This window comes from Porphyromonas somerae DSM 23386, assembly GCF_000372405.1.
GTDB classification, from domain to species: domain Bacteria; phylum Bacteroidota; class Bacteroidia; order Bacteroidales; family Porphyromonadaceae; genus Porphyromonas_A; species Porphyromonas_A somerae.
Genome location: NZ_AQVC01000001.1, coordinates 1 through 13445, shown reverse-complemented (window position 1 = coordinate 13445; position 13445 = coordinate 1). Strand labels below are relative to the sequence as shown.

The 13445-nt window shown below is 49.2% G+C and carries 7 protein-coding genes; 3 read left to right on the top strand and 4 right to left on the bottom strand.

Annotated elements, in window-relative coordinates; genetic code table 11:
* Positions 1-7: 7 nt before the first annotated feature.
* The 3 genes from A3GK_RS0100040 to dacB are packed head-to-tail and all read right to left on the bottom strand — an operon-like array spanning position 8 to position 7355.
* Positions 8-3313 carry a SusC/RagA family TonB-linked outer membrane protein gene (locus A3GK_RS0100040; RefSeq protein ID WP_018027477.1) on the bottom strand — a complete coding sequence of 1102 codons (3306 nt, stop codon included), beginning with the start codon at positions 3311-3313 and terminating at the stop codon, positions 8-10.
* Between the two features lie 19 nt (positions 3314-3332).
* Positions 3333-5870 carry a zinc-dependent metalloprotease gene (locus tag A3GK_RS0100035; protein WP_018027476.1) on the bottom strand — a complete coding sequence of 846 codons (2538 nt, stop codon included), beginning with the start codon at positions 5868-5870 and terminating at the stop codon, positions 3333-3335.
* Between the two features lie 48 nt (positions 5871-5918).
* Complete coding sequence (gene dacB / locus A3GK_RS0100030; protein ID WP_018027475.1) at positions 5919-7355, bottom strand: D-alanyl-D-alanine carboxypeptidase/D-alanyl-D-alanine endopeptidase; 1437 nt, start codon at positions 7353-7355, stop codon at positions 5919-5921.
* A 55-nt stretch (positions 7356-7410) separates the two neighbouring features.
* On the opposite strand from dacB, the gene A3GK_RS0100025 reads away from it, so the two are divergent.
* Entirely contained in the window at positions 7411-8577 is a 1167-nt protein-coding gene (locus A3GK_RS0100025; protein WP_018027474.1) for an AI-2E family transporter, read from the top strand.
* 611 nt (positions 8578-9188) lie between these two features.
* Positions 9189-9686, top strand: coding sequence for a thiol peroxidase (gene tpx / locus A3GK_RS0100020; protein WP_018027473.1), 498 nt, complete (start codon positions 9189-9191; stop codon positions 9684-9686).
* A 76-nt stretch (positions 9687-9762) separates the two neighbouring features.
* Here tpx and A3GK_RS0100015 read toward each other — a convergent pair whose 3' ends face one another.
* Positions 9763-10896 carry an AAA family ATPase gene (locus A3GK_RS0100015; RefSeq protein WP_018027472.1) on the bottom strand — a complete coding sequence of 378 codons (1134 nt, stop codon included), beginning with the start codon at positions 10894-10896 and terminating at the stop codon, positions 9763-9765.
* A gap of 1345 nt (positions 10897-12241) precedes the next feature.
* On the opposite strand from A3GK_RS0100015, the gene A3GK_RS10185 reads away from it, so the two are divergent.
* Entirely contained in the window at positions 12242-12946 is a 705-nt protein-coding gene (locus A3GK_RS10185) for a lysophospholipid acyltransferase family protein (protein WP_018027471.1), read from the top strand.
* The last annotated feature ends 499 nt before the right edge of the window (positions 12947-13445 follow it).

The window sequence follows — 13445 nt, the reverse complement described above, 5'->3', positions numbered from 1 at the left end:
GTTACTATTAAAAGGTGATATTGATACCCACTGAGTAGGTTCGTGCTACTGGCTGTGAGTATATATTTCCGTAGGTCTCTGGGTCGAAATAACCTGAGTAGTCGCTGCTAATCACAAATGGATTACGTATCTCGGCGGTCAGACGAATCTGCTGGAAGAGGTCACTTCCTACCTCCTCGCCTTGGAGCGTGTACCCTAGTCGGATACTGCTGAAGCGCCAGTAGCTGATCCGCTTCGCCCAAATATCGTACTGAGAGTAGGTAATAGCTGGGTCGTAACCTCCCATCCACTCCCGTGCGTACTCCTCCATCTCCGTCGTGGTGCCACTGCCGAGTAGCTTCGGATATTGGCCAGGAGTATGATCTGGACTCCATACATCTAGGATGTCACGGGAATAATTCACCCCTGGGTCCACCTTTGTAGGATGGTAGAAGGGGGTACGGGTCACCCAACGATTGATGAAGAAGTTGGAATAGATCGATAGATCCACCGACTTGTAGCGAAGCGTGCTGCTCAAGCCACCAGTGAGCTTAGGGTCGCGGTCTCCCACATAGCGGAAGAGGCTCCGGAACTCTGCTGGAGTGATATTACTGATCACATCACCAAAGGCCCCCTTTGAGAGTTTGAATAGCTCTTGATAATTCTTTACTTCACCATCGGCACCCCTAAAGGTCATCAGTCCATTCTTGTCGATTCCAGCGGTTGGAATTACAAATAGGGCATTAACAGGATACCCCTCCAGTGATGGCGTATAGTCATTATCGCGTACATTATACCTCAGTACCTTTGAGCGGTTTTGTGAAAGGTTGAGGGTGGTGGTCCACGTCCAATCCTTTGTCTTGATATTGGTGGTGGATAGTGCCAACTCCCAACCACGGTTCTCTACTTCACCCCAGTTGAGGTTAACGAAGTCAAAACCATTCTCCCTCGGTAGACTGCGAACGCTGATGAGGTCGTCACTATTGCGGTAATAGTAGTCCAGAATTAGTGAGATGCGGTTATCGAGTAGCCCAAGGTCCAGACCTATATTGCTGGTGGTCGTCTTCTCCCATCTTAGCTTTTGATTAGGGGGAGAGAGCACGGTGATGATATCCTCATTGATCCCGTTAAAGAAGGAGGTGGTACGCCACTCACCCTTCACAAAGGGAGAGGTATTCTTATCCACATTACCTTGAATACCATAGGAGGCTCTTAGCTTCAGGTTGGAGAGCCATGTGAGGCCTTGCATCCACTGCTCACGATTGACGTTCCATGCACCTGAGAACGACCAAAGTGGTAGGTACTTATACTTTGGATCTACGCCAAAGAGGTTCGAGCCATCGTAGCGTAAACTAGCAAAGAGGGTGTACCGATTGTCGTAGGTGTAGGAGAGGGTAGAGAAGAATGATACAAAGGCGTTTTCATAGATCTGCTTGCGGTAAGGTGCAAATCTAGAGTTATTGGCCGTAGAGGCCGAAAGCCCCTCGGGGAATACTACCGGCTTAGTGGTTAGCGTACGCTCATCATAGCCAAAGCCCTTAGAGTGAATGCCAGTGGTATTATTGCGTCTCAGCTCCATGCCTGCCATTACGTCGAGGTCGTGGCGATCTTGGAATCGTTGTGAGTAGAATAGCTGATTCTTCCAATTGTATTGGAAAAAGGAGTCGTGCCAGTTTTGGATAATCCCACCCTCTGGCAAGAAGCTCTTACCCTTGTACATCGCTGAATTATGATAGCTACGTGCAAAGAACGACTCCTTTGTGCCACTCTTCTCAGTGGTATTGCTCTCTATCTGAATACCCAGTTGGCTAGTAAAGCGAAGGGGTTGCAGAATCTTCCACTCCAGATCTGCCACTGCCTTGAGGGATTGATTCTTGAGCGTGTAATTGGTATTATTGAGTTCCTCCATGTAGTTGAAGGGGATCTGCTTGTCGTCGGAGAGGGTTACGTCGGGGTCGTATATGTAGTTACCCTCACTATCGTAGAGCTCTCTGTAGGGATTGACATTGCGGGTATACCGCTGTGGATTGGAGAATTCACTCTCGGCGAGATAGGAGTTGCGGTCGGTCTGATTGGCAAATAGACTGAGACCAACGGTGACCTTCTCTGATAGCTTATAGTCGGTATTGGCAGTGACGTTGTAACGCTTAAAGGCGGTGCCTTTGGTGGTTCCCTTCTCATCGTAGTAGCCGAAGCTGGTGTAGTAATTAAATCGTTCGGTACCTCCAGAGAGGCTTAGTCCATATTGTTGGTTGAACGTTGGTTCGTAGATCTCCTTAAACCAGTCGGTCTGCTTACCCCTAAGGGCATCTATCTGCTGAGCAACCTCTGGTGACAGTGCCGAGAGCCCCTCTGCTTTGTATGCGTCGGTGAGCCCAGCTGCCTCTATGATCCGAGCCACATCGCCATGATTGGAGCGATAGGAGTGAAGTGGGTTTTTGAGGAGGTCCAGCTCCAGTGACACCTTCTCATCGCTATTGAGGAGGTTGAGTCGAGAGCCATCAGGACGAGCAGTAAAGAAGGCATCGGCATTAAAGTTGATGCGCATCCTCCCCTCCTTTCCACGCTTGGAGGTGATGACAATAACGCCATTGGCCGCTCTAGCCCCATAGATAGCCGTCGCTGCTGCGTCCTTAAGAATCGTGATATCTGCAATGTCGGCCGGATTGAGCCCTGCGATAGAGCTATTATGTAATTGGTCTAGGACATCTTGGTCGCCAATATTCTTCGGTACCATGTCGCCATCAAGTGGGATTCCATCGAGTACCCATAGTGGCTCAGAGGAGCCACTCAGCGATACTGTACCACGGATACGTACTTGAGCCTGTGCACCAGGAGCACCCGACATAGGCGTTACCACCACACCGGCGGCTTGTCCGAGGAGCATTTGATCCACACTTGGCACCCCTACCTGCTTTATCTCATCGGCATCTATCGTTGTGATAGAGGAGGTCAGTTTGCGCTTCTCTATCTTTTGGTAGCCAGTCACCACTAGCTCTCCTAGGGTTTGGCTATCCTCTTCGAGGACAATATTGTAGACATTTTGTCCTGGAGTAAGTGTGATGACTTGCTCTCTAAAGCCAATGAAGCTCACGATTACCTCCTTTACCGAGGCGGGGAGTGTAAATTTATAGTCTCCGTCTATGTCCGTAACCACTCCTTGAGGGTTGTAGTCCTTAGCTTGAGTCTGGCTAGGTGCGATAAAGACACTGGCCCCTATGAGTGGTTCATTGGTGCCGACCTCTGTAATCTTACCACTGATGGTACGCAATTGCTGTGCCGATAGTGGTAGTGTAGCGAGTAGCAATAAAGCTAGTGCTAGTATTCTTTTCATGTTTTGCTTGGTCTTTGAGTTATTGCTCTAAGGCATTATCTATTCTGATGATAAGATCCTGGTAGTGTCCTCTGAGGGTAGGGTCTTTGGTCTGGCTCTGACGGCCGATGGTCTTGCGTATCCTGAGGAGTAGCTCTCTCTTGATAGAGATTGCGTCGGAGATGCGATCGGCTAGGGAGCCATTGAAGTTGATACTCCTTACCGACTCTGTGGCAAAGCGAGCCTCTTCATCTGTGAGGGCAAGGCTATTTTTCTTAGTTACCTTACTTGTGGAGACACTCTGTAGCAGCGCATCTACCAGTCCTTTCTGTACAAATCGGTCACGTACGTCCAGTGCTTCTCCTCGCTCACTCTTTCCGAATACTGCTTTGTAGAGCATATCGGTCAGCTCTGTAGCCTTGAAGGCTTTATTCCCATGGATGTACTCATTCTCACTCATACGTATGAGGCGGTTATCGGAGAGCATATCCCAAAATATGTAGCTCTGTGCGTTCTTCAGAACCAGCGTAGGAGATTGCTCAATATAGCCGCTCGGACTACTCTTGATGGGGAAGGTATAGCGTAGAAGTGGGGCATTGAATAGCCAGTCGGTGGAGGTGATACTCTCACGGATCAAAAACTCCGCTGCCTCTCTCTGCTTCTCCTTTGGCACAAAGTTGTAGCTATTCTGAGTCTGCTGCGAGCGATCTGTCTCCTCGAGGTAGATCCCTCCGATCAGTGCCATTGGGTGGTAGATAAAGGTATTCCACTGATTCATCAGGGCATTATAGAGGATTCCCACCTCCCGATACCCTTGGTGGGGGTCTTGGCTCTTAGTGATCTTGAGTAGCTGAGGCATTAATCGCTTGAGATTGGCAATGCCGAGAGTGGAGGCGGCCACAGGGTCATCACCGAGGTCCTCGGTCTGTGCTCTAGGGTCTATTGCATCACGGGTGTCCTGAGCTTCACTGTATCGGTATAGTGGTCCGGTGTGCTTGGCGAGTAGCTGCTGTAGAGCTGCTACTTCGCTGCGTGCACCCCCTTCGCCATACCAGCGGTAGCCATACTCTATAGCGAGTAGGTCGTAGGGTCCTATCTCTGGAGAGAAGTGTGTGACGCCATCCTCTGGCTGTGCGATGTAATTGAAGCGGGCATAGTCCATAATGGAGGGGGCGGTTCCATTTTTGGCGGTGAATTGTGGGTCGCGCAATTGCTGAATGGTATAAGCACTTGAGGCGATCATATTGTGCCGTAATCCCAGAGAGTGCCCCACCTCGTGACAAGCGACAAAGCGCATCGCATCACCGAGTAGATCCTCAGGTAGGTCCCAGCTTGCTGCCTTGAGATTTTGTGCCCCAGTCTGTAAGATAATCCAATTACGTAGCATCTCCAGTACATTGTGCCACCAGATGATATCGGCTTGGATAATCTCGCCACTGCGGGGGTCGTATACAGAGGGTCCCATGGCATTTTTCATCTCCGAAGCAATGTAGGTGATGGAGGAGTAGCTGAGGTCGTCGGGATTGATCTCCTCCGAGCTTTCCCTAGCGATAATGGCATTCTTGAATCCAGCCCGCTCAAAAGCCACTTGCCAAGCCTCTATCCCTTGCTTCATATACTTTCTCCACCGCTCGGGTGTGGCGGGGTCGATGTAGAAGACAATGGGCTTTACTGGCTCTACGAGTTCGCCACGTAGGTAGGCCTCCTTATCCGAGGGCTCTAATCTCCAGCGGGTGATCAGTTCGCGGTGGGTGATGCTATTTTGTGCATCGGCGTAGTAGCTCACTGGCACTGTGAAGTAGCCCACCCTAGGGCTTAGGTAACGCCCTGCCATAAGTTGCTCTGGGAGCAAAAGGATGGAGGAGGCTACCTCTACTGTGAGGTACACTGGGGTACGTAGCTCTACCACCTTGGTAGTGAGCTCCGAAACTACGGTGATATTATTCTTGAAGGCAGTGGCTCTTTTGATCTGAGAGAGCTCTGTATCGGGGCTACCGCCTACGCTAATGAGGTCGAAGAGATTATTAAATAGTCTTGAGGAGCCGTCATATAGCTTGGTCACCTCCACCAGTACCGATGTGCTGTCGTTGCTGAAGCTACTTACCTTCAGCTTTCCCATAATAGGGGACACGAAGTTTTCGGCTATGGAAAGTCCAAGCTTATCTCCCTCAGGAGCCTTGGGCTGTGGCTGAATATGGCGGATCACGAGTTGCTTCTTATCCTCTGCTAGATCCAAGCGAATGAGGGTATTCTCGTAATTGATCCCTTTATTGATACCCGCTTCATTGAGCTGTGGGGGCACGGTGAGGATGCGATTGACGATGAGCATATCTCGCCCTATCAGTTCTGTGGGGATATCGAAGTAGTACTTTCCCTCCTTTTGGTAGATCCCGAATAGCTCGTCACTTGAAACGGCATACTGCTCATGGCCTGTGATTTTTTGGTATTCAGAGGAGGTGGTAGATACCTTCTCCGCACGTGCTCGTTTGGTGATCTGTGCCGACTTACAGCCCGATAGAGTAGCGACGAATAAGAGTGCTATGGTTAGTGCTAGTTGCTGGTAAGAGTTTCTAGTCATGTACTTGGTTCTTATTGTTTTAGTATATTCATTCATTCTTACTTTTGTTTAGTAGCCAAAGGCCTCGAGTAGAACCTCTTCCATCGCCTTGCGGACGGTAGAGGCTTTGCCGTAGAAGTTATTGACCATCAGGGCGACGGTGTAGGTTTTGCCACCCATTTCTACATAGCCAGCGTAACAGACCACATTACGGAGTGTGCCACTCTTGAGGCGGGCTTTGCCCTGAAGGGGAGTGCCCTTGAGAAACTGCACGAGGGTGCCCTCCATTCCTGCACGTGGGAGTAGGCTTTGGTAGCTACCAGTGGGGTCGGCTCTGTGTACCTTTCCGAGCATAGTGGCAAGAAAGTAGGCAGAGACCCTATTTTCAGGCGAAAGCCCCGAGCCGTCCATCATCTCCAGTTCGCGGGTATTGATGCCTCGGCTAGTCCAGTAGCGGTGTACCTCATTGACGGCCGTTTGGGTGGCATTTTGCCCTGGAAGGGGAGTTTTGCCCCAAGTGAGCTGCCGGAGCAACCCTTCGGCAAAGAGGTTGTGGCTATAGTGCAGGGTAGTCTGCACAAGCGTGCGGAGGGGTGCCGATTGGTAGGTGTAGAGGAGCTGGCTCTCTGCAGGCGTGGTGGGGACTACCCGAGCTTCGCCTTGGGTGGCAATGCCTTGTGCCTTGAGCACCTCCTGTAGGTGGTGGGCTACAAATAGTGGAGGATTGGGGAGGGCACCTCGGATCCGCAGCTTCTCTACTCGCTGAGGGTAGGTGCCTGTGATATCGTAGCTGCCATCGGGGTGAGGAAAGGCCGATATATAGAGAGAGTCGCGGTGGCTACTAGAGGTGACTTCGTAGGCTTTCCGTAGCTCGAGCTGAGGCACGGTGGGGGTAGTGTGGTAGCTCTCCCCATGCTTGGTAAAGTGGAGAGAGTAGCTATTATCGTAGGCATTAAGGCCCCAGAAGCCGGGTGCGTAGGCATTACCCATATCGTAGGCAATCCAGCGGGGGTTATTGGCTTGGAAGTCACTTGAGGGCGAGAGGGCAATGATATTGCCAGTGATCTGGGTGATCCCTTTTGACTTAAGCGCTTTGGCCACCTCTTTAAAGAAAATGTCTTGGTCGCTATTCCAAAAGTACCTTGAGCCGATGGAGGGGTCGCCGTGCCCCACAATGTAGAGGTCGCCCTCCAGCTTCCCTTGAGCAATAGTGCCAGTGGTGCGTATCTCTGTTGGGATGCGTAGCCCGCCGCCTCTTTGGCTCCAAAGAGTAGCCGTGGAGACCAGCTTCATGGTACTCGCGGGGGTGGCGAGGTGGTGGCTTCGGATGCCTACCAGCTCTTTGCCACTCTCTGCCTCTTGTATTGAGAGGGTCCAGAAGGAGCGAGCTAGAGCAGCTGGTTCGCTTGGAGTCTTGACCCCTTGTGCCTTGGTCACTAAGGGGAGTAGCAGTAGCATGAGGGTGATGCTACTTAGTCTGTGGAATGTTGGTCGGTATTTCGTCATAATTATCTATCTTTGTGCAAAGATAACCAAAATAGGGGTGACCCCTTCGATTTTTATGAAACCAAGACAGATAGAGGTGTTCTTTCGGACACCATTTACTCGCGACCGTATTGCTCGTATCGGCTTCGGCCTATTGATATTTGCAGCTTTGGTATGGCTGATTGCCCGCATAAGCTATTTCCTAATTCCACTCATCATCGCGTGGCTAATGGCCTACCTAATGCTACCACTCCTTCACTTTTTGGAGGATAAGTGTAAGATACGCAAACGGTGGCTCTCCACCACGATTGTGCTGCTCGTGACGATTGGGCTGGTGGTAGGTCTGCTCGCCGTCCTTATACCAAGTATCACCAATGAGGTGAGTAAAGGGTGGGAGATGCTGAAGCGGTATGATATCGGTGCCTATCTGCTGAGCTTGCTACCAGAGGAGCTCTCTTCCCGTAGTCAGCTGATCCAGAAGCTAGAGGAGCTGATGGGTAGCATCAATATGCAGGAGCTCTTTGGCTCTATCGAGCAGATATTCACGAAGGGGTGGGGACTGATTGAGAGTACCTTTAACCTCATTGCTGGTGGAGCAGTGATCTATATCTTCCTCTTTTACTTGGTCTTCTTGATGCTCGATTACGAAAAGATACAGAAAGGGTTTATGGAGATGATGCCAGTGAGTATTCGCCCCTTTATGGAGGAGCTGGGTGAGGTAACTGGTCACTATGCCAATGCTTACTTCCGTAGCCAAGCACTGATCGCGATGATTTGTGGAGTGGTGATGGCGGTGGGCTTTTATATCATTGGGCTACCGATGGGGATTACCCTAGGGCTCTTGATAGGGCTACTCAATATGATCCCCTATATGCAGACGTTGGGCTACCTTCCACTCGTGATACTGGTGGGACTACAGTCGGTGATGACGGGCGATAACTTCTTTATCCTCCTCCTAGCTGGCGTTGGCGTGATTGTGCTGAGCGATGCACTTCAGCAAGTACTCCTCACCCCTCTTATCCAAGGTCAGTCCCTAGGAATCCACCCTGTAGCTATCATGCTTTCCCTCACCGTGTGGGGCTCGCTATTCGGATTCTTCGGAATGCTCTTTGCTCTGCCACTCACCATGATCTGCTACCACTTTTATATGAAGTATGTGGTGGGCACTCCAGTGCCCCTCTCAGGTGGCAAGGGCAAGATGCCTGACTTCCATTTCGGTCATAAAACGAAGGAGGCGGAGTAAAGATAAAAGGCTAAAAAATGACCTTTGTAACTAATTGATATACAGGAGTCTATTTTTGTGTTAGATGAGTTGCAACTAAGCAAAAGCTTAGTTGCAACTAACCAATCAGCGAGATGCAACTAAGCTTTTGCTTTGTTGCATCTCAGTTTTTGTCTAGTTAACCCATCGGTTAGTCGGAGGGTATATGATTGAAATTTCTAACTATAAAAGAGAGTCCCAACCCAAATAGGCCAACGGCGAACCAATCTCGCCGAGGTGACCTATCTGGAATCAGGACTCTTCACAAAGCTAGTGATAATATCTGTATTGCACAAAAGTAATCAACCTCGTCTCTTTTGATTTTTTAGAGTGAGATGGACTAGCACCTATAGGGTCTTGACTAATGGGTGCTGTGAGATTGATGCACTCCCCATTGAAGTGGTCGCGTAGGGAGGGGGCGAGGGTGAGGTCACTAAGCCACGCAGCGTTTGCGGTCTGCTCTTTCTGGGCCTCTTAGCTTGGGAGCCCTCTGACTCGTCCGATTAGGCACCCAACTTTGAACCAATTGATAGCGATGGTTGTTTTATCTATAGGTACAAAATAATTCAATAACCAATTAATTAATAGTCAATATGGCACAAGTAACATTAGGCGGTAACGCCGTCCATACTGTAGGTGAGCTACCAAAGGTAGGCAGTGTAGCTCCCGATTTTACCGTAGTTTATGGTGACCTCTCTGAGGGAAAGCTCTCTGATTTCAGAGGTAAGCGTGTAGTGATCAACATCTTCCCAAGTATTGATACAGGGGTATGTGCACAGAGTGTTCGCACCTTTAATAAGCGTGCTTCTGAGGCCGATAATACTGTAGTACTTGGCGTGTCTCAAGACCTTCCTTTCGCTCTAGCTCGTTTCTGCGGTGCCGAGGGAATTGACAAGGTAAAGACGGGATCACTCTTCCGTAGCGACTTCGGCAAGGAGTATGGCGTAAAGATGTCCGATGGTCCTCTTGCTGGTCTCACCGCTCGCTCTATCGTAGTGGTAGATGCTGAGGGCAAGGTGATCTACACCGAGCTGGTACCAGAGATTACCACGGAGCCAAATTACGATGCAGCTCTAGCTGCCCTCAAGTAATTTGAGTCTATAGTCTGAAGAATAAAGGGCTCTACGGCATTCGCTGTAGAGCCCTTTTGCTATGTGATAAGGGGTCTTATCTATAGAAGAGGTAGCGACTTAGCCACAGGGTGAACACTGGGTCGGTGATATAGGTGTGGCCGTTATCGGTATCGATGAGTTCTTTATTGGTGAGTGCATTTTTCACTGCGTTTGCATTTGCGGACGAATTGAGGTTGTAGTCGTCAATAATCCTTTGGCTTGTGAAGGAGTTGTTATTTCCATCGACAATGGCTCGGAGGAGACTTAGCTGGTGGCTTGTTAGCTCTTCAGTTTGTTTTTCAAATAGAGGTCTATTTTGATTAATCAAGTCTTCAATAGCTCGCTCTAAATCATCTTCTGTAGCCCTCTTTTCGGTCCGCCCCCATACTAGCCACGCGAGTTGTTGGACGTATGATGAGTGGTTATCTACTGCCTTTGCGATCTTTTTAGCTAGCTCTGTAGGGATCTCCTTGCCAGTGGTTAAAAATCGCTCAGATATGTAGGTAACCCAATCCTCTGTGCTAATCTTTCCGAGGTAGATCATATCTCCAAACTTATAGAAGGGGTAGTCTTTTCGGCCAAATAGCTCATCCATTAGATGTTTTTTGCTACCAAATAGACAGTAAGAGACCTGCTTTTGGTGCTGCCAAATGGTTCGTAGTTTTTTCTGAAAGGTAAGTGAATTGGCGAACTCCCCTATTTGTTGAAATTCATCAATGCAGATGACTATTCGGCAATTATGCTTCATTGCATACTTTTCAGGAAACTCCAAAACTTCTTCCAGCCCTCTCTCAACGCCCCTTAGGTCTATAGAGAGCGACATTTCTGCCGTAGGGTCTACCCCTAAGGTTACCCTCGGGCTAACTCTTGATAGAAAGTCCTGAATATTTCTCAACCACTCCTCGGCACGAGTGGAAGTCTGTTTTAGAACTGCTGTAGCAAAGGCATTGCAAAACTCCTCCTCAGTACGGCAAGCGAAAATATCAAGGTAGACGATACGTAGCTCTTTAGTCGTCGCCAAAGTAGAGGCCTTTTTGACTAGAGAGGTTTTGCCCCACCTTCTTGGAGAGATGAGAATAGTATTGATACCGTGCTGGAAGTTGGCGATTAGTCGCTCTGTCTCTTTTTCCCTATCTGTGAAGTGCTCGCCAGAAGTGGCTATGCCGAATTTAAATGGTTCTATACTCATATTGCTTGTGTGTTTGTATGCCTTTAGTTGCTACAAATATACCTATAATCTCAAAACTAAGAGGTCTCTTAGTAAGAAGGTTCTTAGTAAGAGACCTCTTAGTAATTTACAAGGTGGGGGTAGGAGTCATTTGGTGGGTTATTTATTACACTATAAGTATAAAATATATTAAATGGCATCTTGGGAGAGGGGGTTTTGAAGCGATTTGAACTGCTGTTTGTATGGTATTGTGAACCAATAGTTTAGGAAGGCGCTTTTTGAGTTGCATCTCAATGATCGGCGAGTTGCAACTAAGCATTTGCTGAGTTGCAACAAAGCGATCGGTTAGTTGCATCTCGGCAAATGCTTTGATACGGTCTCAGATGATGCCGAGATAGGATCTTCGCTTTTTCTGATATATAATGTTGGTTATCAGTTAGATACAATAGTGAGTACCCTTTTCCCCTGTTGTCTTGTTGTTTTTGGTTTATTTAACAATCTTGACGTTAGAAAGCACCCGACAGGGTGCCACTCAGCAGCCCCCGCGTCGGAGGGGGCATTTGCCCCCGAACGACCGGCGGGGAGGCGAAGTACATCAACCATACGACCCTTGTGGTCGCACAACCTATTGGGGGTGCGACCACAAGGGTCGATTGATATAATCATACTATTTCCCCGCCGGTCTTCGGCTCTATGAGCCTCGACCGGGGGCTAGCTGAATGGCACCCTGTCGGGTGCTTTTTTTGGAATCTCCTGAGGAGGTCCTTACCATAGATATTCCGATTAATGCCACGTAGTAAGACATCGTCTAATTTGAAACATCTGGCAAGGGCACAGGTATTCAGGGGTTACGCATTAGAAGAGACTTGCTACGAGACATTCATCAGAGAGTCAATGGGTAAGGACCTCCGCCCGGAGGTCCTTAACAGCCTGTTATTTGTTGGTGATTAGTGAAAACCCCGAAGGGGTTTCATGGTGTATTAACCCAAGCTTCCCCCTGAAGGGGAGCGATAGCGAGCCCGAAGGTGAAGCTTGGGTAGGCAAAGGACTATAAATAAGCTACCCCGAAGGGGTTGCATATACACCATCGCTTCTGGATGTAAAAGTGCAACCCCTTCGGGGTAGTTGATGATGCCTTGTTCCTCTCCCCAACCTTCTCCTCCGTAGGTACGCTTCGCCTACCTACGGAGGGGGAAGGCTGGGTTAGTAGACCATGGAAGCCCTTCGGGCTTCTGCTATTCCTGCTTGAGTAGCTGAAAACTATACGGCAAGTCCTTTCTAATGCGTTAACCCCGGGGATATCTATTGATTGCCAACGTAGAATTGGGTATCTTTGGGCAGTTTTATCTGCTAAAAGCTCAAATAGATGATTATAAAGCGTATATTGTACACACTGTACACTATTCTTGTGGTGCTGCCACTCTTTTTTGTTCTGACGATTCTCACCGCTATAATTGCGGCTTTGGGAAGTATCCTTGGTGGCGAGCGTGTCTTTGGCTACTGGCCTGGTAAGATATGGAGTATCGTGACGCTGGCACTGCTTTTGATCCCTGTAAAGGTGAGGGGGCGTGAGTACTTGCCCAAGAGTCGCCCCTCAGTGGTGACGCCCAATCACACCAGTGCAATGGATATCTTTCTACTCTACGGATATGCTGGTGTGCGTTTTAAGTGGGTATTGAAGGGGTCGCTTCGCAAGCTCCCTTTTGTGGGTTGGGCGTGTGAGAAGCTTGGCTTTATCTTTGTGGAGAATACCCCATCTGGTGCTATTCGTGTGGTGAAGGATTGCGAGAAGGCGATTGCCAATGGGTATCATATCTTTATGTTCCCAGAGGGGAGCCGTACCCTTACTGGGCATTTGGATAAGCTGCGTAAGGGGGCTTTTAGGGTGGCTACTGAGATGGGTGCCCCTATCGTGCCTGCCAAAATCTCGGGTGGGTATGAGATCCTTAAGCGTGGTACCTATCTCCCCAAGTGGGGTCGGCTGGAGCTGCAGTTTTTCCCTGCCCTTGAGACAACCGAAGGGGCCTCTATTGAGGAGCTGATGCAGAAGGTAAAGGAGTGTATCCAGTAAGAGACGTCCAAAAGGGTTTATACATAAGAAATAGACCGATAGGACCTCGGCAGAGGTCCCTCTTAAATAGGCACAGGTCGGAGGGGCGTTAGCCCCGAACGACCTGTGTACAAGGAGCATATTCACCCCACCTACATGACCCCGGCCGAGGGGTCAGACATAGATGAGTTTGTCCGACCCCTCAACCGGGGTCGTAAATGTGTTTTGTCCCTCTTTATACACAGGTGTGGTTTCCTGAAAAAGGTTGACTCGGTTAATGTTACGTTGTTATTAATCCTGCTTTATGTTGACTTTCTAGCCTTTAGTCCTGTGAGGGGTTGACTGGAGGGCGTAGCCCGGAAGGAAACCCCTCACAGGACTAAAGGTACCAAAACTTGGGCACCTATCCTATTTTTTGATTTTCAAGGTACTCCTCTCTATAGCTTTTCCACCTCTTGGGGATTTTCCCTTTGCACTTTGAGGCTTCAACAGGTGTCTTATAGTCGAGACTCATGTGAGG